The 22918-nt window shown below is 51.7% G+C and carries 21 protein-coding genes; 1 reads left to right on the top strand and 20 read right to left on the bottom strand.

Features of this window, described 5'->3' with window-relative positions; genetic code table 11:
• Positions 1 to 75 precede the first annotated feature (75 nt).
• The 20 genes from P40081_RS02110 to P40081_RS02015 form a co-directional block, all read right to left on the bottom strand.
• Positions 76 to 1284 (bottom strand): HpcH/HpaI aldolase/citrate lyase family protein, encoded by a 1209-nt coding sequence (locus P40081_RS02110; protein WP_042132993.1) that lies wholly within the window; start codon positions 1282 to 1284, stop codon positions 76 to 78.
• 232 nt (positions 1285 to 1516) lie between these two features.
• Entirely contained in the window at positions 1517 to 2260 is a 744-nt protein-coding gene (locus tag P40081_RS02105) for a TerC family protein (RefSeq protein ID WP_042132991.1), read from the bottom strand.
• A 27-nt stretch (positions 2261 to 2287) separates the two neighbouring features.
• Complete coding sequence (locus tag P40081_RS02100) at positions 2288 to 3610, bottom strand: TerD family protein (RefSeq protein ID WP_042132989.1); 1323 nt, start codon at positions 3608 to 3610, stop codon at positions 2288 to 2290.
• A gap of 93 nt (positions 3611 to 3703) precedes the next feature.
• A complete protein-coding gene (locus P40081_RS02095) occupies positions 3704 to 4285 on the bottom strand; it encodes a TerD family protein (protein WP_042132987.1) in 582 nt (193 codons plus the stop codon).
• Positions 4286 to 4336: 51 nt separating this feature from the next.
• A complete protein-coding gene (locus P40081_RS02090; protein ID WP_042132985.1) occupies positions 4337 to 4912 on the bottom strand; it encodes a TerD family protein in 576 nt (191 codons plus the stop codon).
• Between the two features lie 29 nt (positions 4913 to 4941).
• Entirely contained in the window at positions 4942 to 5538 is a 597-nt protein-coding gene (locus P40081_RS02085) for a TerD family protein (RefSeq protein ID WP_042132983.1), read from the bottom strand.
• A gap of 123 nt (positions 5539 to 5661) precedes the next feature.
• Positions 5662 to 6108, bottom strand: coding sequence for a tellurite resistance TerB family protein (locus P40081_RS02080; RefSeq protein ID WP_042132981.1), 447 nt, complete (start codon positions 6106 to 6108; stop codon positions 5662 to 5664).
• 256 nt (positions 6109 to 6364) lie between these two features.
• Complete coding sequence (locus P40081_RS02075) at positions 6365 to 7087, bottom strand: amino acid ABC transporter ATP-binding protein (protein ID WP_042140674.1); 723 nt, start codon at positions 7085 to 7087, stop codon at positions 6365 to 6367.
• Positions 7088 to 7102: 15 nt separating this feature from the next.
• Positions 7103 to 7750: an amino acid ABC transporter permease gene (locus tag P40081_RS02070; protein ID WP_039299378.1), complete on the bottom strand. Its 648-nt coding sequence runs from the start codon at positions 7748 to 7750 to the stop codon at positions 7103 to 7105.
• Between the two features lie 110 nt (positions 7751 to 7860).
• Positions 7861 to 8676 carry a transporter substrate-binding domain-containing protein gene (locus P40081_RS02065; RefSeq protein WP_081969796.1) on the bottom strand — a complete coding sequence of 272 codons (816 nt, stop codon included), beginning with the start codon at positions 8674 to 8676 and terminating at the stop codon, positions 7861 to 7863.
• Between the two features lie 260 nt (positions 8677 to 8936).
• A complete protein-coding gene (gene aguB, locus P40081_RS02060) occupies positions 8937 to 9812 on the bottom strand; it encodes an N-carbamoylputrescine amidase (protein WP_042132978.1) in 876 nt (291 codons plus the stop codon).
• A gap of 160 nt (positions 9813 to 9972) precedes the next feature.
• Positions 9973 to 11004, bottom strand: a complete 1032-nt coding sequence (locus P40081_RS02055; protein ID WP_042132976.1) for an agmatine deiminase family protein — start codon at positions 11002 to 11004, stop codon at positions 9973 to 9975.
• Between the two features lie 147 nt (positions 11005 to 11151).
• A complete protein-coding gene (gene yfcE, locus P40081_RS02050) occupies positions 11152 to 11694 on the bottom strand; it encodes a phosphodiesterase (protein ID WP_042132974.1) in 543 nt (180 codons plus the stop codon).
• A complete protein-coding gene (locus tag P40081_RS02045) occupies positions 11691 to 11924 on the bottom strand; it encodes a hypothetical protein (protein ID WP_042132972.1) in 234 nt (77 codons plus the stop codon). Before P40081_RS02045 ends, yfcE begins: the two co-directional genes overlap by 4 nt.
• A 243-nt stretch (positions 11925 to 12167) precedes the next feature.
• Entirely contained in the window at positions 12168 to 13652 is a 1485-nt protein-coding gene (locus tag P40081_RS02040; RefSeq protein WP_042132970.1) for a glutamate synthase subunit beta, read from the bottom strand.
• A gap of 282 nt (positions 13653 to 13934) precedes the next feature.
• A complete protein-coding gene (locus tag P40081_RS02035; protein ID WP_042140672.1) occupies positions 13935 to 14909 on the bottom strand; it encodes a permease prefix domain 1-containing protein in 975 nt (324 codons plus the stop codon).
• A gap of 5 nt (positions 14910 to 14914) precedes the next feature.
• Positions 14915 to 15241, bottom strand: a complete 327-nt coding sequence (locus P40081_RS02030) for a PadR family transcriptional regulator (protein ID WP_042132969.1) — start codon at positions 15239 to 15241, stop codon at positions 14915 to 14917.
• A 155-nt stretch (positions 15242 to 15396) separates the two neighbouring features.
• On the bottom strand, positions 15397 to 17352 hold the full coding sequence (gene pulA, locus P40081_RS02025) for a type I pullulanase (protein WP_042132967.1): 1956 nt from the start codon (positions 17350 to 17352) through the stop codon (positions 15397 to 15399).
• Positions 17353 to 17551: 199 nt separating this feature from the next.
• Positions 17552 to 18178 carry a C39 family peptidase gene (locus P40081_RS02020; protein ID WP_042132965.1) on the bottom strand — a complete coding sequence of 209 codons (627 nt, stop codon included), beginning with the start codon at positions 18176 to 18178 and terminating at the stop codon, positions 17552 to 17554.
• The gene (locus P40081_RS02015; RefSeq protein ID WP_042132963.1) at positions 18175 to 21729 is read right to left on the bottom strand and encodes a PAS domain-containing hybrid sensor histidine kinase/response regulator; all 3555 of its coding nucleotides are present in this window, start codon (positions 21727 to 21729) and stop codon (positions 18175 to 18177) included. The genes P40081_RS02020 and P40081_RS02015 overlap by 4 nt, the downstream gene beginning before the upstream one ends.
• Before the next feature lie 303 nt (positions 21730 to 22032).
• On the opposite strand from P40081_RS02015, the gene P40081_RS02010 reads away from it, so the two are divergent.
• Positions 22033 to 22854 (top strand): hypothetical protein, encoded by an 822-nt coding sequence (locus tag P40081_RS02010; protein WP_052421636.1) that lies wholly within the window; start codon positions 22033 to 22035, stop codon positions 22852 to 22854.
• Positions 22855 to 22918: the final 64 nt, after the last annotated feature.

Genomic DNA, 22918 nt, shown 5'->3' with positions numbered 1-22918 from the left:
GAGAATAAGGCTTCCACGGGCATATGAAAGGGGTTGGAGGTTTCCGTTACCGTAACCTGCAGATTCTCGACGATATTAAACGTGTGTATATTCGTTCTCGGGTAGTAATCCGACAAAATGCTGTTGTTCATGTAACACCCCGTATATTTGAGATCGTAGTAAAATACGTCTGGCCCAGTTCAAATGCGGCTTAATTTCATTCATCTTGTTGTAATATTCGCTCTTGAACACTCCGCGGCTGCCATCATTGCTCTCCACAATACTTAAGGCGTCCACATATTCTTCATGCATTACTGTATACATCGCCTGCACGGGTCTGAGATGGGAAGGATGAATGATCGTTTTGCCCACAATACCGTTTTCCTTGTCCAAAATCACTTCACGGATCAGGCCATCCATCGAGCTGGAAATGTATTTATTCCGCATCTCACGGCCATGTTTGCCATAGGTATCTTCAAAAGGAGTCTCGCGAAGCTGAGGACGCAGAACCCGGTGTCCTTTGCTGGCGAAGTATTCCCACACGGGTCCTGAGATGACATACCCTTCTTCCACACGGCCAAATATATTAATAATATCCGACATGCAGTCGCGGATCGGCGTCAGGTCATAGATGCTGATATCGGGACTGCGCCGCAGTCCGAACAGGCTGGAGAAATCCGTTGCTCCAATTCTGACATTGAGCACATATTCGCGGTATTGCCCCAGCAGATCACGGATGGCTAGCAGGCTGTCCAGCCGGCTCTCCCGGTAGATGATTGGAGCATTCTCCAGAATCGGCATTCCGTACAGCACAGGGGCTGAATAAGTACGCGTATTATTGTAGTCGGCAATGGCCTCAAAAAATTCCACACCGTTCAGGACAGAAAACTTGGGAAACACAAAACCGGTCAGCATCGTTATTAAAGAACCCAGCCGGAAAATCAGATCCTGCAGCTGCTCCGGATTGCGTACACGGATGAACAGCAGCGGCAGACTGCCTCTGGGCTCCGGATCATTCTCGGCGTAAGCGGACAGGAAGGCGAGATGCCGCACAACGGATTCTTCAGCATAATCCACCTCGCCATCCCCTATGGCATCCTCCAGATCTATGATTACCGTAACGAGCCCCGAGGCTCTCAGCTTAATAATATCTTCGGCAACACTGGACCTTGTAGCAGGCATATAAAGGGCAGCTCCGACGGCATAAGCCAGTAAATCCTTGCTGGTTGTATGATCAAATGAAACCGGCGGAACATGAAATAATGAAGTTTCCTGTTCTTGCGTAAGGTAATCGAAATATCTCAAGGCCTTTCCCCCTTAATGTTGTGCCAAGCACAAAACGAATAGCCTCTCCATATAGAGACAAGCAGAACCGGCTATGCCGTCCTCTCGGGGACGGCATCCGGCTTTCTCAAATACAAGCAAAGGCCATGCTATAACATATAACGATTACCCGGAAGCACGCCGGAGTCCACCCTTCCCGTGAACTCCCCGGCTTCCTGTACAGCTATGAATCTAAAGCTATCCATCAGGGGAATCAGGCTTTGCGGTTCGCCTCTTTTTTGCGTTTACTGGCGCTGTACACAATGGTACCCACAAACACTGCAATCAGAACCGTGAAGAAGATCACATGCGGCATCTCATACCCGAACGCACCAGCAAGCATTTTACCGGCAATAAGTGCAATGAGCAGGAAGGCTGACTGTTCCAGTTCAGGGTATTTAGCAATCAGCTTGAGGAATACCTGTGCCACGCCGCGCATCATCAGCACGCCGAGGATACCCCCCAGGAATAGCACCCAGACTTGATTACTAAGACCGAATGCAGCAACTACACTGTCAATACTGAAGGCAATATCCATTAATTCAACCAGGAGCACCGTCCTCCAGAAAGAGGTGCCTTTGTTCTTCGTCTCCCCTTCTTCTCCGCCACTCTTAAACAGACCTTTATAGGCAATGTAGAAGAGATACAGAGCACCTAGAGCCTTAACCTCCCAGAATCCAATCAGGAAGGTACCCAGACCAATCGCCAGGAATCTGAATAAATAAGCGCCGAGTATCCCGTAAAACAGTGCCTTACGCTGCTGCTCTTTCGGTAAATGCTTAACCATTACCGCCAGCACGAGCGCGTTATCTGCGGAGAGCAGGCCCTCCAGCAGAACCAGACTCCCTATAATCCCCCAGCTGACAGGATCGGAGAGCGTCGCTACAACATCACTCCAGGAGAAGAAATGCCCATAATTCTCACTGATACTCCTAAAAAAATCACTGAACCAGTCCATTCCACTTGCGCCTCCGGTAAAATAAAATTATTTGCTGCCTGCTACCCAGCGAAGCCCCCAGCCATAGGCCTCATCCATCTCCTTATGACCGCTGAAATATTGCACAAGCCGTTCAATACTGAAGGTCTCGTTGCCTACATTCCGGATCAGCGCGATGGCGCACATGCCCTTACGGTTGTTATGCTCGTCCAGATTAACGACAATATCCGGTCCTCCATCCTGCTTCAGGGTAACCACCCCATCCGCCTCAGACCAATTGGTAACTCCCTTGTAAATAAAAGAAAACACTAAAATTCTTTCGATTTGTGCAACCTTACTTCCGTTTATACGCAGATTCTCGCCGGATGTTACGGAGCCTGTCCGGTCATCCCCATCCAGCATGATGTACGGCGGCTGCTGCAGGTTGCCGAACGCATTACCCAGTGCCTGCACAACTCCTTTGCTGCCATTCTTGAGTTCATACAGGCAGGCAAGATCGAGATCCACGCCGCCCTTGTTACGGCTGAACAGTCCACCGCCCTGCTTCTGGTTCCAGTTCAGGTTGATGACGAGCTCACCGAGACCGGAGGCTGATTTCTTCAGGTTGATGGAATCGCCCTTCTTCTTCAGCTCAATCTTCTTCAGATTGAGATTCAGCGGCGGTGCGGGAGCTTCCGTCTGCTTCGGCGCAGGCGGAGGAGGAATTACTATAGCAGGTCTGGCTTGCTCCACCTTCGGTGGCGGCACCTGAAGCGGCGTGCGTTCCGGCGGTGCCGTCTTCTTCTCAGGCTGCGGTGCAGCCGCCGGAGCAGGCTCATCCTCCACTTCTATGCCATAGTTGCCGCACAGCGCTTTGAGTCCGCCGGAGAAGCCTGCAACGATCGCACTGAATTTCCATTCTTCGCCGTATCTATATAATTCTCCTACCACAACAGCTGTTTCCACAGAGAAATGATTTCCCAGGTTACACCGCAGAATTTCCGCCCCTGTCGCCTGATCCAGGATCCGGCACTGGGCCTCGCTCATCTGTCCGAACATTTGCTTGCGGTTCTCGCCATCATACAGGGTAAGGGTAAAGGCTATCTTCGCGATACCTGCAGGAATCTTGTCCAGTCCCACCTCGAACTGCTTAAGTCCCCCCGAAGTTGCACCCGGCACATCCTTATATCTGATATAAGGCGTAGACGGGTTATTATAAAAGATCAGATCATCGTCACTATTTACTTTGCCTTGCGCCCCGAGCAGGAACGCAGAGGCGTCAATATCCATGGAAGATGGAGCTTTCCACCCGATCTCTACAATGATATTGCGGATTCCCGGGTTTCCTTTGGTCAGGTCTGCTTTCTGCCCTTTAACTACTTCAGTACTCATTCTTACGCCACCTTTATAAATGGATAAGAGTGCAACTTATACACTTTTGTCTATAAAAAGGGCAGGATCGATGATGATCCCGCCTTTGAAGCATTATTGTGCATCCAGTCCATAATTCTTGCATAGAGCGCTGAGCCCGCCGGCAAACCCGCTGCCGATCGCCTGGAACTTCCAGTCCGCCCCATGGCGGTAGAATTCACAGAAGACAACAGCTGTCTCGGTGGAGAAATCCTCACCCAGGTCAAACCGCAGAATCTCGCGGTCGCTGGAAGCATCTACAACACGAACAAATGCGTTCGATACCTGTCCGAAGTTCTGCACCCGCGTCTCATAATCATAGATCGTCACTGTAATCCCAATGCGCTGAATATTCGCCGGCACCAGGCTGAAATCTACAAGAATCTGCTCATCGTCCCCGTCGCCTTCACCTGTACGGTTATCGCCTGTATGGGTTACAGAGCCTGTCCCGCCGCTTGGGTTGTTATAGAATACAAAGTCGTCTTCGCCTTTGGCTTTGCCGTCCTCATGCAGCAGAAATGCTGAAGCATCCAGGTCGAAATCCTTGCCGCCGCTATACTTGTTTGTATCCCAGCCAAGTCCTACAACTACCTTCGTCAGGCCCGGATTGGTCTTGGTAAGATCAATCCGCTGTCCTTTGGAAAGACTGATCGTCACTGGCAAAAACCTTCTTTCCTCAAAGATTTAATTCCCGGAGTCATCAGGGTCTTATTGCAGACCGTAATCACGGGTCAGTCCGGAGAGGCCGTCTTTGTAGCCGCTGCCGATGGCATTGAATTTCCACTCTGCACCATTGCGGTACAATTCGCCGACAACAACGCCCGTTTCAACGGAGAAATCTTCGCCCAGGTCAAAACGGATCAATTCTTCACTGTTCGCATCATTCACGATACGCACATAAGAACGGGAGACTTGTCCAAAGTTCTGGCTTCTGGCTTCCGCTTCGTAGATTGTAATGGTGAACGCAATTTTATCAACATCCGCAGGAACATTGAGCAAATCAACCTGAACCTGCTCATCGTCTCCGTCGCCTTCACCTGTGCGGTTGTCGCCGGTGTGAACAACGGAAGCGTTCTCGTTCTGCTTGTTGTTGAAGAAGATGAAGTTTGTTTCTTTATCCACTTTGCCGTTAGCATTGGTCAGGAACACAGACACGTCCAGGTCGAAGTCCTTACCGCCATCGTATTTATTCGTATCCCATCCGAGGCCGACTGTAATTTTGGACAAGCCCGGATTAGTTTTGGTCAAATCGATTTTTTGTCCCTTGGATAAGTTAATAGCCATGAATAGAACCCTCTTTTCTCAAATTGGAATTAGATATAACGTTCAGCCAGTTGATTGATATGTGCTGCGTGCGCGCCTTCACCGATAGCTGCGAATTTCCACTCTTCGCCATGGCGGTACAGCTCGCCGCAGATCAGTGCCGTGAAGCCTGTGTAATTGTCCGTCAGATTAAACTTGATCAGCTCGCCGTTCCCGGCCGCGTTGATAATCCGGATATATGCCGATTTGATCATCCCGAAATCCTGCTTGCGGTTCACCGCATCGTAGATGTTAACCACAACCAGAACCTTATGGACATCGGCAGGAATCGACTTCAGATTCACCATGATCTGCTCGTCGTCGCCGTCTCCTTCACCCGTCAGGTTATCTCCCGAGTGAACTACAGAGTTGTTCGTATTCTGTTTGTTGTGAAAGCAGACGAGGTTCAGCTTATTGGTCAGCTTGCCATTCTCATTCAGCAGCAGAGCGGAAGCATCGCAGTCCACATTCGCCTGTTTCTTGACACCAAAGAAGCCTCTTGCCGGTTCGGCAGGGTCCCAGCCCAGTCCTACGATTACGTTAGACAGTCCGGCATTCCCTTTAGTTAAATCGATCTTCTGACCTTTTACCAGATTGATTCCAGCCAACTTTACGTACCTCCGTTTCCAGTAGTAATCACTGCCTGTAAGTCCTTCTTGCGGGTGTTATATCAGTGATACGATGAAGAAACGCCTAAGTTTCATCCAATTGCGGATGCCCCCCGGCCTGTATTACAGGCTGAATTCGCTTGGGCTCAGTCCCAGCACACTGCAGATATTCCGGACAACCGCTTTCTCATGCTCATCGAAGTCGCCGTCAGCCGCACCGATCGCGGAGCATACGCCCACAATGACACGTCCGATCTCCGGTTTGCCGCTGAATTTCGCGATCGATTTGAGCGCTTCCTGCTTGCCGATTTCCGGCGAGAACTCGAAGTTGCTTACATAGAAGTTGAACTGGTTGATGACATCTCTCATGTCAAATACCTTCAATTCATTGCTGAGGTTCATATATCCGGCCATTTTGTTCTTCTCGGATTCCTCAATCTTGCCGTCAGCCGCAGCAACCAGTGCGCAGCCTGCAACTACCGCGTTCATAAAGTCTTTATTTTTAAACTTCTTAACTTGTTCTGTCAGTCCGGTTTTTGTCGTATTTAGCCAATTTTTAAATGTGCTCATCGTATTCTCCTTCTATCATTCTGAATTATGACCAGTAGAACGGGCTGTGCCGTACTATAAGCACCATATCCGCTTCTGCCGGAAATATAAGGATAAATTATTATGCGTAGCCCATAAATCCTTATACTTTAAAAAAAGATATCCCCGAGCCTCCTCCCCGCCATTCCGGGCAGATATTCAACCGATGGTCCCATTGCCTAATTCTTACTCTTCTAATATAACCGATTAAATAACAATATTCTACTTTGACAGATTCTCACAGTACCTTGGACAGGAATTCCCGGGTGCGCTCATGTGACGGATTTCCGAACAACTGCTCGGGTACCCCCTGCTCCACTACAATTCCCTGTTCCATAAAGAGGACACGGTCTCCCACTTCACGGGCAAAGCCCATCTCATGCGTTACTACAACCATAGTCATTCCTTCACTGGCCAAATCCTTCATGACCGCGAGCACCTCGCCCACCATCTCGGGGTCCAGTGCAGAAGTCGGTTCATCAAACAGCATGATCTTCGGCTCCATCGCCAGCGCGCGCGCAATCGCCACACGCTGGGCTTGACCGCCCGAGAGCGAGGATGGATACATCTCCGCCTTCTCGCTCAGTCCCACCTTTTGCAGCAGCTCCAGCGCTTTTTGACGGGCTTTGTCAGCCGGCCATTTGCGGACCTGCATCGGGGCCAGCATAATATTCTCGATCACTTTTTTGTGCGGGAACAGATTGAACTGCTGAAAGACCATGCCTACTTCGGTACGGATATCGTTAATCCTTGTGCTTTTGGCCATCAAGGAAGTGCCTTCAATTATAATATCGCCTTCCTGCGGCTGCTCCAGCAGATTGAGGCAGCGCAGAAAGGTCGATTTGCCCGAACCCGAAGGTCCGATCACCACCACAACCTCCCGGCTGTGAATGTCGACGCTGATATCGGTCAGTACCTTATGGGCACCGAAGGATTTATGCAGATGCTTGACTGAGATAATAGGCTCCATATAGGGTTACACCTTCCGTTCGATATAATTAAGCAGCTTGCTGAGGGAGTAGGTCAGAATGAAATAGATCAGTGCAGCGGTCAGATAAGGCTCCCAGATCCGCAGATATTGGCCCTTCATAGTGTTGCTCCAGTACATAATCTCCGGTGCAGCAATCAGCGCCAGCAGCGAGGAATCCTTAACGAGGACGATGAATTCATTCCCGAACGCCGGAACCATCCGTTTGATGGCCTGAGGCAGAATAATGAAGCGCATCGCCTGGAGTTTGGTCATCCCGAGTGACAGGGCGGCTTCCCGTTGTCCGGGGTCAATTGACTGGATGCCGGCACGGAAAATTTCAGCGGAATACGCCGCGGAATTGAGCGAGAGCGCTACAAATGCGCTCATCAGCGCATAGGTTTTACCATAGAACAAGGGAATCAGCCCGAAATGGACGATCAGAATCTGGACGTACAGCGGTGTTCCGCGGAAGATGTTGATATACGCATGAAACGGCCAGCGGAAATACCATCTGGGTGCCATTTTGCCGAACCCGATAACCAGTCCCAGGATGGACCCGCACAGGATCGAAACCAGCGATACGCCTATGGTGAACAGGGTCCCCTTAAGTAAAACCGGTAAATAATGAACGATGATGTCGAATCTGAAATCCATAGAACTCTTCCCTTCTCTTCTGCTTATAGCTTTCTCTATGTTTCTCTTGTGTTTCAAAAAAAGAAGCATGCGCAATAGCAATCATTACGCATGCTTAATTGTTACTCCGCTTACTCTGCGCTCAAAAGTGTGGCCGTATCCGGCTCATCGCCGAACCATTCTTTGTAGATTTCCGCATATTTGCCGTTCTCGATGATCTTCTTGATCGCCGGGTCCAGCTTGGCTTTCCATTCACTGCCCTTAGGATAGAGGATACCGTAATATTCGGAACCGAAGTTCTCCTTGTCGATGATACCGGTCAGCTTCTCATTCGGATTGTTCTTGATGTATTCGTTCACGATGGCGATATCCGCAACCACCGCATCCGCTCCGCCGCCGTTCAGCTCCATCAGGGCTACGGCATTGCTGTCATAACGCTTCAGATTGCCGTTGTCGATCCCCATAATGCCGCTCATGAGATCATCCGCAGTTGTTGCTGCCTGAACGGCAACCTTCTTATCCTTCAAATCAAGAGCAGACTTGATATCGCTGCCTTCCTTAACCATGATCATGTTCGTGGATTCGAAATAAGGAATGGAGTAGTCATAGGTTTCCTTGCGCTCATCTGTAATGGATACCGAAGATAGCCCCGCCTGATATTCAGTGCCTTGCTGAACACTGGTCAGCATCGTATCCCAGCCTGTGTTGGTCACGGTGTAATCGATACCCGCTTCCTCCATAACCGCTTTAATGAAATCAATGTCAAAACCCTTGATAGTGTCTGTATCCATATACTCCATAGGTGCATAACTGGCATCGCTGGCGAACTTGATGCTCTCTCCGGCCGCATTGCCGCTGCCTGCGTTATTATCCGAACCACAGCCGACCATTGCCAGGACCAGGAATGCCACCATACCTGACATTGCCCATTTTTTTCTGATTCCCATGCTCCAATCCCCCTACTTATTTATAAAATAACTTAAAGAGATTTTATCAGATTAAAGCGATGGTGACAATTAACTTTTCCTGTGTATGTTATATAACATGACATAATATCGATGTATTGTAACATTTACAGCTGCCTAATCTTAGAATTCAGGTCTATCTTCATATAAAAAGCAGCCAGGAGGCTGTCCGGAGAGTGATATCCCCGGCAGCGTCCTGGCTGCTTGCTATCATAACTGTTATTCACTTCATTCATTTCCAATCAGAACGTCAGGTCCCCGTCATATGAAGCAATCAGCCGGTACAGCTCCGGACGGCGGTCGCGGAAGATTCCCCATTCGATCCGGCCAACCTCAAGCGCATCAAGGTCGAATTCACTGACCAGTACACCCTGCTCATCGCGCCCGGCTTCGGCAATCTTATTGCCCTGCGGGCCGGCAATGAACGAAGAGCCGTAGAAGTTAATGCTGGAATCCTCGTCAATCTCCTCACCGATCCGGTTGGAGGCGACGACAGGAATCAGGTTAGCAGCTGCATGACCCAGCATGCAGGTCTGCCAGTGATCCTTGGAATCGATCGAGCCGTCCTGCGGCTCCGAGCCGATAGCTGTAGGGTAGAACAGAATCTCCGCCCCCATCAGACTCATTACCCGCGCTGCTTCCGGATACCATTGATCCCAGCAGACGCCGACGCCGATTTTGGCATAACGGGTATTCCACACCTTGAAGCCGGTATCGCCCGGGTTGAAGTAGAACTTCTCTTCATAGCCGGGGCCGTCAGGAATATGGCTCTTGCGGTATTTGCCCATCACCGTTCCGTCGGCATCAATCACGGCCAGCGAGTTATAACGCGCGTAGTTCTTTTTCTCATAAAAGCTGATCGGCAGCACCACTTCGAGTTCTTTGGCTATCGCCTTGAAATGGTTCACAGCCTTGTTGTGCTCTAGCTCGGTGGCATAGGCGTAATAATCGGATTTCTCCTTCTGGCAGAAATACGGTGTCTCAAACAGCTCCTGCAGCAGAATAATCTGCGCGCCCTGGGCTGCCGCTTTTCTGACCAGCGTCTCGGCCTTGCGGATATTCTCATCAATGTCGCCGGAACAGCTCATTTGTGTTGCGGCTACTTTTACTTTTCTCACAGTTGTTCCTCCCATTATGAACTTTAAATTCCCATCTGGGCGAAGTGTAACTGCGTTGAATGTTTGGACTTCCGGCCGCTTTCGCTCCTTCCGGTTCCAAAATTCCCCTCCGTTACTTTTGCCCTTTATGTTGTTAGTAAGTTCAACTTCAAGTTACAGCTTAGTTCACAGCAGGCATCTGTTGGGTGGTGCAGTGCACGTTCCCGCCTTCACCAATTACGGCCATTCCGTTCACTGTGCGAATTCTGCGTTCCGGGAACAGTCCGGCAAGCGTCTCTTCGGCAAGCCTGTCTGTCTCTGCCGCCGTACCGCCGAATACCGGCAGTATAATCCCGCCGTTTACAAAATAGAAATTCAGATAGCTCAGGGTCAACCGGCTGCCTTCATAATCTACACGGGGCGGCTGCTGAATGCGGATAATCTCCAGCTTCCGTCCCTTGGCATCGGTAGCCTGCTCCAGAATACGCAGGTTCTCCTCCGAAATGGCATAGTTCTCATCCTGCGGGTCCCCGCAGACCTGGATGATCACCTTGCCCGGCGCGGCAAAGCAGGCGATGTTATCGACATGACCGTCCGTCTCGTCCCCGCTGAGGCCGCGCTTCAGCCAGATGATCGACTCAGTTCCCGTATATTGCTTCACTAAGCCGGCAATCTCTTCCCGGTTCAGCTCAGGATTGCGGTTCGTGTTCAGCAGGCATTCTTCGGTAGTCAGCAGTGTGCCTTCGCCGTCGGTATGAATCGATCCGCCCTCCATGACAAGCGGTGCATCGAAGCTGCTGATCTCAAGCTGCTCCAGAATTTGCGGAGCTACCTTATCGTCAAGATCCCATGGCGAATATTTGCCGCCCCAGGCATTGAACTTCCAGTTCACACCGGCAAGCTTGCCTTCAGCATTCACTACAAAGGTCGGCCCGTTATCGCGCAGCCAGGCATCATTGTGCTTGATAGGCAGCAGCGTCACATTAGCCCCAAGTCCGAGCTGTTCTACTGTCTCCATATCATCAGGGTTCACAATCACCGTTACCGGCTCGAACTCGGCAATGGCTCTGATAATCTCGGCATAACCCGCACTTACCGCCGCATGGTTGTCCGGATATACCATAGAGTCCTGCACCGGCCAGGAGATGAAGGTCCGTTCATGCTCGGCCCATTCCGCCGGCATTGTATAGTTTAAATCTTTGGGATACGTCATTTAGTTACCTCTGCCGTTTATATTTGAAGCTGCCCTGTTAGCCGCAAGCTCCTCACCCATCATACAATAATATGCCTGTGTGCTCAATTGCCTGACCGCAATAATCCCCCTGGAAATATCCAGAGGGATTAGCGTTATGCTGCTATTTTACAGTGTAATATGCTTAATGACATTGCCCGCAAAATCCTTGATGCTGAATTCACCATTGTCCAGGATTCCGTAAGAATTGGGATTGTTCTCTTTGGGCAGGGAGATCGATCCGGGGTTAAGCACAACAATACCCTCCTTCACATCCGCCACCGGCAGATGCGTATGTCCCTGGATGAACACATCCTGCGGGGACAGCGCCGGCAAGTTATCGATGCTGAATCCATGCCCGTGCGTAGCGTAAATCTTCCGGCCCTCATGGAGAATCATTACGTAGTCGCCCATCATCGGGAACTGCAGCAGCATCTGGTCTACTTCAGCATCACAGTTACCTCTTACGGCAACCAGCGATTTACCATAAGCATTCAGCCTGTCAGCAACGCCCTGGGGATTATATCCCTCCGGCAGCGGATTTCTCGGCCCGTGATACAGGAAGTCTCCCAGAATAACCAGCGTGTGCGGCTGCTCCTCCTCCGCCTTGGCCAATGCCTGCTCCAGCCAGTGCAGCGACCCGTGAATATCGGAAATAAACATTAGTTTCATCTTTGTTCTTCCTCTCCGTTATATAGCTTTAGCTTAATGATGTCCGGGTATTTTTTTGAAATCCCAGCCTCTGCTGCCACAGGAATTTTGGACTCCCCACTGTTAGTGGTGGAATCCTGCACGAAATACAATATTCTCCTCATAATATCGGGCGTAATCGGAAATTGTTGTACAAAAGGCAGCAATTGCTCTCCACCAGGCGGCTTTGCGGGACAATTGCTGTATTTCATACAACAATCCTCCCAAACACCCCGGTATCGCCCAATTAAAGTTGCAATACGTACAACAATTATGCCTGTGCAATATGAACTTAAGAATCTCCGGTTCTGGGTCTGCCAGCAACGAATCAAACAGGAGGAATGGGGTAATTCCATGCATCCATTGTAAACGCCCCCGCCCGGTCAACGCAAAGCAAGACGCCCCGGCGGGGCGCCCTGCTGTTAACTCCGCTTACTCGTATATCTAAAAGCTCCTCATGGCAGGTTGGACGAGCCCATCAGGAAGCGGTCCACTTCACGGGCGGCCTGACGGCCCTCGTTAATTGCCCAGACCACAAGACTCTGGCCGCGCCGCATGTCGCCGGCCGCGAAGACACCCGCCACACTCGTGGCCTGCGCGCCAAATTCAGCCTTAACATTGGAACGCTCATCGCGTTCTACACCAAGCTGTCCAAGTACCGTTTCCTCCGGTCCGGTGAAGCCCAGCGCCAGCAGCACCAGCTGCGCCTGGATAACCTCTTCACTGCCCGGAACTTCAACCGGTACCATCCGGCCGTCCTCCGTACGCTTCCATTCAATGCGCACGGTGTGCAGCTCCTGCACATGTCCGTTCTCATCGCCGGCGAAGCGCTTAGTGTTCACAAGATAGCGGCGCGGATCTTCTTCATATAGGGAAGCGGCCTCCTGCTGCCCGTAGTCCACCTTCAGCACCTTCGGCCACTCCGGCCAAGGATTGCCCGGCTGGCGGGTTAGCGGTGACTGCGGCATAATTTCGAGCTGGATAACGCTTCGACAACCATGGCGGATAGAGGTAGCTACACAGTCTGTACCTGTATCGCCTCCGCCGATAACAACAACATCCTTGCCCGCCGCCGACAGATATTCACCGTCAGCCAGCCCGGAATCCAGCAGGCTCTTCGTATTCAGGGTCAGGAACTCCATCGCCTGATGGATGCCCTGCAGCTCCCGGCCTTCCAGCGGAAGCTCCCGCGCCTTGGTAGATCCGCCGCAGAGAACTACGGCATCATGCTCCTCCAGCAGCTGGGCTGCAGGGATATCCCGGCCGATCTCGGTCCGGGTTACGAAGGTAATCCCTTCCGCTGTCAGCAGATCCACCCGGCGCTGAACCTTCTTCTTATCCAGCTTCATGTTCGGAATGCCGTAGGTCAACAGACCGCCAATCCGGTCCGCCCGCTCATATACCGTCACCGTGTGTCCCGCCTTGTTAAGCTGCGCTGCACAGGCAAGCCCCGCAGGTCCGGAACCGACGACCGCAACCTTTTTACCCGTACGGGTAAGCGGCGGCTCAGGTACAATCCAGCCTTCGGCAAAACCTTTATCTACAATCGACTTCTCAATGGATTTAATCGTTACCGGATCGCCATTCTTACCAACGGTACAAGCGCCTTCACAAGGCGCAGGACAGACGCGTCCTGTAAATTCAGGGAAGTTATTCGTCTTATGCAGCCGTTTCAGCGCTACCTCCCAGTTACCGCGGTATACCATGTCATTCCATTCCGGAATGAGGTTGTGCAGCGGGCAGCCGCTGGCCATTCCGCTCAGCAGACGTCCTACATGACAGAACGGTGTTCCGCAATCCATGCAGCGGGCACCTTGCTCCCGCAGCTGGTCTTCCTCCAGCGGCACCGAAAACTCATTCCAATTCTTAATCCGTTCCAAAGGCTCGCACTCCGCAGGCGTACGCCGCTGATATTCTAAAAATCCGGTTGCTTTACCCATTCCTGTCTCCTCCGAGTCTCTCTGATTGGCCGCCGAAACTATAAAAAGCGGCATTCATGCCCACATTTGGCTCCAAAAAGAAACCTACTCTTCTGTCGCCAGCCGTCATTCTGTCACTGTAAAGCAGCGAAGCAAGAGGCTGCACAGGGGTATGGAATCACCCCGGTACAGGCTCTTGCACGGTTGTAATAAGGGGAATAAATGCCTTCATATTAACATCTATCCGCTAAGCGCGAACATGAGCAATGTCACCTTTTACAGCAAACGGTTCGGCACCGGAACTCAGGCTGCGTCTTTCCTCTTAAGAATATTGTAGGCGGAGCTGAATACCCCGAACAGAATCCCTGTTACAGGAAACACGATCCAGTTGATGTGCCACTGATCGTACACAAACCCGCTGACCAGAAAGACGCAGGTAACCAGCGGCCAGACGATGGAGGCTACTGCACCGATGACCCGGTCCTCTTCCTTCTTTTCTTTACTGAAATCCCCGGTCTTCAGCAGCATCTGATACGCTCCCCGGATATTTCCGTAATAGACAAAGAGGAATACAGCTACAGCCACAACGGCCAGCAGCACCACAACCCCATACGAGGAGGCATCATCCCCAAAGGCTGAAGCTACAAAAATAGCAATTGGCGATAATACGCACAAGCTGACTCCCATGATGAGCGACAGCATATACGTTGCGGCAAAACCGGACTGCCTCTGCTGAATATCCGCTTCCAGATGGTAAGGCAGATGAAACCCGGACTCCAAATATTTATACTTTTCCATTCGCATGCCGCTGTAAATAAACATCGCAATGGCCGGAACCAGCAGAACTAACAGAAAGCCTACCCCGATCATGCTCATCGCATCCTCCGAAAAGACAGAGCTCATGAACCCGTTCTCCCCAAGACCCGCAATCAGAATGAGCAGACCGGCGCCCACCATAATCAGCCCTGTGCCCAGACCTATAAGCAGCCCTGATCTCCTTTTGGCAGCAATGAATTCCTCCGTCTCCATTTCAGTAAGCATCGGAACCAGCTCTTCCTTACGGACCTCCCCGATGCCCAGCTCGCTGATCAGCTCATCAATATTGCCGAATTCGGAAATGACGATACCTACCGCCTCGTTCTCCGACTTCCCGTCATCCTTCAGTTCGTGATACTTCTCCTCCATGTTGCCAAGCAGCTCCTGCTTCAGCTTATACATCTGTTCCGTTCTGGGCAGAGAAGCGAACATATTGTTCAGATAACCTACGATTGTATCCAAGTTCATCACAGCTCCTTTATGAATTTGTTGATGACTTCTTGCGTGACTTGCCATTCCTCGCATTTGGCGCGGTAATAGGCCAGGCCCTGCGGGGTGATACGGTAATAAGTACGTCTTTTCCCAAAAGTCTCATCCAGATAAAATGAATCGATATATCCGTTCTTCTCCAGCCGGGTGAATGCGGAATAGAGCGTAGTTTCCTTCATAATGTATTTCTCTTCCGAAAGCTTCCGTATATTCTTGGAAATCTCATAGCCATAAGACTCCCCGTCCAGAAGCATGTAGAGGATCATCGTATCGTTGTATCCCCGGATAACGTCACTGCTGATCAATTGCCTGCCTCCTATACTTCATCTGTCGTAGTAATTAGGTTCATTGTAGCATAATTACTACGACAGATGAAGTAGTTTTTATCCCGGGAAAAGGTTTATTTATAACAGGCAAAAAAACAGGCTGCCCGGGCAGCCTGTTCTGTCTTTCAGGTATATTACAGCACAGCCAGTACAACCATTCCAATGCCTCTGGCCGCTAAAATTCCGTTGTCCAGCTGTCCCGCATGCTCCCCGCCGAACAGAACCGTCCATTCCCCCAGCATAGGCAGCTCAAGAACGGCTCCATCCGGATTGGCATTGTACAGGACGTAGAGATGCTGTGCGGAATCTCCCCCGGCATGATCTCTTAGCGAGAAGGCAACCGAATGCGCCGGAGACTCCTCGAAGACCAGATGGTCACGGATTTCATCGGCGGTCCGCAGCCGGAAGGCGGGACGTGCCGCGCGCAGCGCAATCAGCCGCTTCATGTAATCTACAGATTCCGCATGGGCGGCGCAGCGTTCCCAGTCCAGCCAGTTGTATTCCACTGGCGATTTATAGCTGTTCTCGATCCCGTCCTTGGTCCGCATGAACTCCTGTCCGGCATGGATGAAGGGAATCCCCTGGCTGGTCAGGATCATCGCTGAGGCCAAGTGGTGCATGGCGCGGCGCTGTTCATCCGTTATCCCTCCGGTGGACAGCAGAAGCTTATCCCATAACGTGTGGTTGTCATGGCACTCCACATAGTTAACACTTTGCTGCGGCTCCTGGGCGTATTGCCCGAGGCCCGGCCCGTAGTAGATCCCTCCGGCAATCCCGGCCTTCACATTCCGTTCAAAGCCGCTACCGCCGCTAATGAAGCCTTTCTGGTCATGCAGAAAAATATTGCCTTTGACCGCATCGCGGTAACCGTCGTTGAAATGTCCGATGCCCGGCAGCTCATTGGCATGGCGCTGGTTGGCGCGGAGATCCTCTGCCAGCTCCGTATCCATCACCCAGCCCTCCCCTATAGTCATCAGGGAAGGATCAAGCTCATCGAGCCGGCGGCGGATTTCTGTCATGGTGCCAATATCAAGCAAGCCCATCAGATCGAAGCGGAAGCCGTCGATATGATATTCCTCCGCCCAGTAGACTACCGACTCCACGATGAAACGTGACATCATCTTCCGCTCTGAAGCGGTGTCGTTACCGCAGCCGGAGCCGTTGGACAGCCGGCCGTCCTCTTTATAGCGCAGATAATAGCCGGGAACCAGCTTGGTAAAATTCACGCGGAACCCGTCATAGACATGATTGTAGACAACATCCATAATGACACGCAGGCCGCGGTCATGCAGCGCCTGTATCATAGTCTTCAGCTCCTTGATGCGCAGGCCCGGCACATACGGGTCTGTAGCATAGGAGCCTTCAGGCACATTATAGTTCTTGGGATCATATCCCCAGTTATAATGCGGCTGATCCAGCCGGGTCTCATCCACGCTCTCCGTAGCATAATCGTAGACAGGGAGCAGCTGCACATGAGTCACCCCAAGGGCGGCAATATGGTCAAGGCCGGTCGGAATCCCTTCAGGGCCGCGAGTACCGGCTTCTGCCAGGCCTAAATATTGTCCTTTATGCGTAATCCCGCTGGCGGGATGCATTGACAGGTCGCGCAGATGAAGCTCATAGATCACCGCATCAACCGGATCCTCCAGCGGCGGCTGCTCCTGCGTCCAATGCTCAGGATCTGTCTTACGCATATCAAGAATTGCACCTCTGTCACCATTCACACCGACAGCACGGGCGTAGGGATCTGCTGCTTCATTCCACAAATCGCCCAGCCGCACACGGTAGGTGTAGAATTTCCCGTTCAGATCACCGGGAATGGTAATTCTCCAGGTTCCCCGGACATCCCGGATCATAGGAATATGCTGTCCGGCTGCCTCCTGCCATGATTCATAGAGCACAAGCTCTGCCTCCTGGGCGGTAGGCGCCCATAAACAGAACGCCGAGCCGGTCACTGAATAGCTCAAGCCAAGATCGCTTCCGTCGTAGCTGAACAGTTCATCAAATTCCCGGTCAAACACGGATATACCGCTGGTAGCCGCCGGATCACCATAATAGATCGGCTCCTTCATTTCCTTTTGCACGGACAAGGCCCCCGCCTCCTTTACCCTTTATAAAAATATACGTCTGCTTATACTGGGAGTTACACTAAATCCATTCTTCATAAATGGAATTTTATCCTAGTCTTACGTTTTGTGCAAACGTTTGTATTATGCAGTACCGGAAGGCCGGACCTCTCTGCTGTCCCGTCATGCAATCCAGCCGGCAGGTTAGCCCTTCCTTATGCGGTTAAGGCGCCTCTGAGGATTCTGCTATGTTAAGTGCCACCATTGTAAGAATTGCCTGATTCGCTGGATATGAAATGCGCCGCTCGCGGCCGGGAATATACCCGCGGCCCGGATGCCGCACCCCATTATCATGGACAACCAGCGTACATGTGCCATCAGCATTATCCTCATAACCGATTCCAAGCACCCAATGATAATCATAGACATAACTTCCCCGCCAGCGGAGGCTGAACCATTTATCAAATTTAAGGGCTACAGGCCGCGAGGCATCGATCTCGGCTTTGTATCTTGCGATATCATTAAATACGGAAACCGTAAGCAGTCTGGAGCTATCCTTCCCGCGCGGAGCAGCATGGCTGATGTAGGCCCGGAGACCTTTGGCGAAGCTGCGCACACTCATTCCCCAAGGTGTTCCGCCATGATGAGTGTATATGTAATTGATATGTGCTGCCTTGGAATCAAAATGACCGGCCCCCGGAATAAACAGCCTGCCCATACGCGTGTGCCAATATTCCATAAGCGCGGCCATAGTTGCCGGACCGCAGGCTGAGGCAGGAGAGGCTACTCCCGTTTCCCACTGCGTATACGGTTCCGCCTTCAACTGCCGGCTGGACGGCTGTCCGCTCATAGGGATACCCTATTCCGGCAATGCTGCAATACGCGTTCAATATCTGTGGTCAGGTACGGCTTGCTGACAAAGTCATCCATACCGACCGAGAAGCAGCGTTCCCTGTCCTCATCCCTGGCATAGGCTGTCACTGCCGTGATATAAGGCTGATGATCCGGAGGAGCCTGCTGACGGATTCTGGCCGTTGCCGTCAGGCCGCTCATCACCGGCATTTGCACATCCATAAATACAAGATCATACGGCTTGCGGAGCACAGCCTGCAGTGCCCCGCTGCCGTTGTCTACGAGGTCAGCAGTATATCCTCTTGTGCGGAGCATGGTCAGCAGCAGCTTCTGATTGACCGGATGATCCTCCGCGATCAGAATGCTCATAGGTCCGAAGTTGGCAGCAGGCAGGCCCCCTTGCGCAGGAAGCAGCAGTTCCTTGCCGTCAGCCTCAGGCGCAAGGCTGCTTCCGGCTGATCCCCCTTGATCTGCCGGGGTAACCGGTACAGATACATGCTGATTGGATTCAGCAGAATCGGCTGATTCCGCCCACCCTTCATCAGGATCGATGTCAATATCTATAGGCAATGTGAAATAGAAATCCGAGCCTTCTCCTTCAACGCTCTCCACGGTGATCGCTCCGCCCATCAGCTCAACCAGCCGTTTGCAGATCGCGAGGCCCAGTCCGGTCCCCCCGTATTTGCGGTTAATTGACGGATGAAGCTGGGAGAAGGACTGGAACAGCAGCGGCTGTTTCTCCGGCGGGATTCCGATTCCTGTATCCAGCACACTGAATTTCAATATCAGCTTCCTGCGGTCCCGGCAGTATTCCGTACCAAGACGGATAGAGACTTGGCCCTCCTCCGTGAATTTGACTGCATTGCTGACGAGGTTCACCAGCACCTGGCGCAGGCGGGCGGCATCGCCCATAATCAGCTCTGGCACATCAGGAGCCTTATGACAGGAGAGTTCAATGCCCTTCTCCCGGGCTTTGGGCGCGAACAGCTCCGTTACGTTTTCAAGCAGTCCTTCCAGGCTGACCGGCTCATGAGTAAGCGTCATTTTACCGGCTTCTATTTTGCTGAAATCCAGAATTTCATTAAGAATATATAACAGGGACGCGCTGCTGTCGCTAATGATCTCAGCATATCCGCGCTGCTCCTCATTAAGCTCCGTCTCCATGAGCAGATCTGTCATCCCCATAATTCCGTTCATCGGCGTACGCAGTTCATGGCTCATGATGGCGAGGAATTCCGATTTGGCCTGGTCTGCTTTCTCTGCCAGCTCCTTCGCTCTAATAATCTCCTTCTCATCGGTAATGTCACGGAAGACAACGACCGCTCCCTTGCGCTCGCCCTTGTCAAACAGAGGGGTAACCTGATATTCGGCCAGAAAGCTGGAGCCGTCCTTGCGCCACAGCACCGCATCTTTGCTCTGATGAGATTCCCCTGCCCGCACCGCCCGCATCAGCGGAGATTCCTCCGGCCGGTAATGAATGCCGTACAGCGCCGTCTGTTGAAGGTGATCCAGGTAAGGATGGCCCGTGATCTCTCCATATTCAAAGCCCAGCATCTGTGCCCCGGCGGGATTAATAAAGGTTACTTTCCCCTCGGTATCCAGACCGAATATTCCTTCGGAGACCGCATTCAGGATCAGAGTGTAGTCATTGCCCAGCTTCTCAATCTGCTCGGTGTAACGGATACGGTCCGTAATGTCGCGCGATATTCCATATACACCCACAACCTGCTTGTCCACAATAATAGGAATATTGATCGTGTTAATCTCCACCAGACGGCCATCCTTATGAATCAGCGTAAGGTCATAGCTCTGGGGAATGCCTTGGGTAGCCAGAGTGAAATGATGCATCGTCTTCCCGATATCCTTGTCCGCCACGAGCGGTCCGAAATAATTACCCAGCAATTCATCCAGCGAGTACCCGCTAAGCTCCTCCAAATAGGGATTAGCCGTGAGATATTCACCCTGCAGATTCATGGAATATACCGCGGAAGGATTATACTCGAACAACGATTTGTAGCGCTGCTCGCTCTCCTGCAGCTTCGAGTCGAACTCTTTGCGTTCTGTAATATTCCGGCCGACGGCAATAATCTCCACCGCTTGACCCTGCTCATCAAAAATATAACGGCTGTTCGTCTCAAACCAGATGTAGCTGCCGTTCTTATGACGATAGCGGTAGGAAACCGGCCGGATAAACCCGGAGATTTCGCTTTCAGCCATAATCGCTCTCATCATCTCCAGATCATCCGGATGCAAATAATGATAAGCGCTGGTACCGATCATCTCTTCAGGCTCATAACCCAGCAGTGATTGGCTGGCCGGTGAGCAGTACAGGAAGATGCTGTCCTTGATGGCGTGGCGGGAAATCAGATCGAGTGAATTCTCCGACATCAGGCGGTAATTGCGTTCGCTCTCCCGCAGCAGCCGCTCCATCTGCATCCGCTCGGTAATATCCTGCATCATGCCGATCAGCTGAACCGGCTGGCCGCCCGGTCCGAAGGTTACATCCCACTGGATGTGTACAGCCAGGATATCTCCATTCGGCAGAATCAGCCGGTAAGACGTGTCCCCGGACTCGCCCTTGATTACAGCACGCTCTACAGCAGCCTGCAGGAGAGAGAAATCCTCCGGATGAACCAGAGCCATGAAAGCTTCGTAATCCACATTGTCATTCCCGACAGCATTCTGCAGAATACGCCGCACCTCTTCCGAGAATGACAGCTTTCCCTTGGTCAAATCCCAGCCCCACGAGCCAATTCTGGCTACCCTCTGGGCGATGGCGAGCGCTTCCTCGCTCTGCTTACGCCGGGTCACATTACGCCCGATTCCCATAATTCGCGTAATTTCGCCGTTCTCGTCCCGGATTTCATGAAAAGACATCTCAAACCATAAATAATGCCCTTCCTTGTGACGCAGCCGGCGGCTGTAAGTATCATTCTTCAACAGGCCGTTGGAGCTGCTGATCCCGTCAAAATCATCCGGATGATAGAATTCTGCCCGGTTTCTTCCAACCATCTCCTCCGGCAGATATCCAATTTGCGGGAAGGAGGAGGGGGAAATAAAGCTTAACGTCCCGTCCGGCAGCGAGAAGGAAATCATGCTCTGATCATCTTTTATAAATAAGTTGTACAGATCGCGGCTGTCTACTGTCAGCTGGTCAGCAATCTTGCGGTCCGTAACATCCTGTGCATATACAATAATATTCTGGTCCATCCGGCCTGCTTCTGCCGGAACAAACGTAAGGGAGAGCCAGAGCTTCCTCCCGCCGCTGCCAGGGAAACGCAGCTCTTTCACAAGGGGCTGCCCGTTGGTCTGCGACAGCTCCTTCATGATTTCGGGTAAAGAGAATCCCCCCTGCTCTTCCAGCCGGACCCGGCCTGTCCCGGATAAAGCGCCCGCGAGAAATTCCGGTTCACTGCAGCCAAGCATCGTGCAAAAAGCAGGGTTAACCATGACCCAGCGGTCCCCTTCAGAAGACAGCACAGCCATCCCCACTGGAGACATCAGGAATGCTTGATCCAGAATGGTTCTATTCTCTGCCAAGTTATCCATTAAACAAGGCCTCCTTCATCTCGAGCCGGCGCTTCTGCAGACTCTCTGTTGTCTTCGCTTGTCCTTCTATATCTCACAGTATACGATAAGAGCAGCAGGGAATGAAACGTACAGCCCCCATTGGATCAGGAAAATTTAAATTGTAAATATTGACTATTCCAGAAATGCGCCCTATATTAAAAGGTAATTATATAACCGTGACTCATTACGCTGGAAGCACCCGTAATAGAGGCCTATTGGCCTTTACTGCGGGTGCTTTTTTGCGTGTATTATCGGGACACGGAAACAAGAGGAGGAATATTAATGAGGAATTTGTGCAGGAACGCTGCCATAACGCTGCTCTCCCTGCTGATTGCCCTGGCCACCCTGGCCGGGTCTGCTTCTGCATCTCCGACGGTAATAACCGCATCGATTCAGGCGTCTTTTGATCTTACTGCGGCAGCGGCAGATAGTACTATCCGCGTCCGGCTGAAGAGCCAGTACAGTGAATTAACCCTCCTGTCAGCCCAATATGACAGCCGGGAGATACAGATTAGAGCGCTTCATGATCAGAATGCAGAGTCGCTGATTGTTGTCCGCGAGGCTATCAAGAATATAGACCAGGCTTCCGTAGCCCGGCTTACCGCAGCTGTCAGCAGCGCCAAGGAACGCTACCAGCCGCTGTTCGATCAATACAGTGCGCTCAACAAACGGATTTCCCTGCTCAAAGGGCTGAAGGACAAGACGCTGAATTCCGTACTGAAGGCCCAGTCCGAGGCTATGAAGCTCCTTGTACAGTTGGCCCGACAGGAGATACGCGACAAGGAAGCCCTGCTCAAGGCTGCCAAGGATACACGCACCAAGCGGGTTGCCGCTGCCCGCAAGATTCTGGCCGGAATGGATAACGCGCAAATTTCAATGAAATCCCAGAAGAGTGCAGCCTCCGCATTGAACAAACGGCTTACCGCAGACTGGAGCGATTTCAAAGCTGCGGTCCGCAAGCAGAACTCCGTCCTGGCCGGCCAATCCTTATCCTCAATGGTCTCCGGCTACCGGCAAATTGCAGCCAGCAAGCTGAAGATTATTGAGCTGGAGCAGAAGATCGCAGCCATTATTACCGCTACCCATAAGCAAATCGGCACTTGAACCTCTATCTGTCCTGTATCTTCCAACCGTAAGGGCGCATATGGTAGTTAAAGAAGACCATCAT

Source organism: Paenibacillus sp. FSL P4-0081 (assembly GCF_000758565.1).
GTDB classification, from domain to species: Bacteria; Bacillota; Bacilli; order Paenibacillales; family Paenibacillaceae; genus Paenibacillus_AQ; species Paenibacillus_AQ phytohabitans.
The sequence above is the reverse complement of the archived record's forward strand: the minus strand, read 5'-3'. Positions and strand labels throughout refer to the sequence as shown.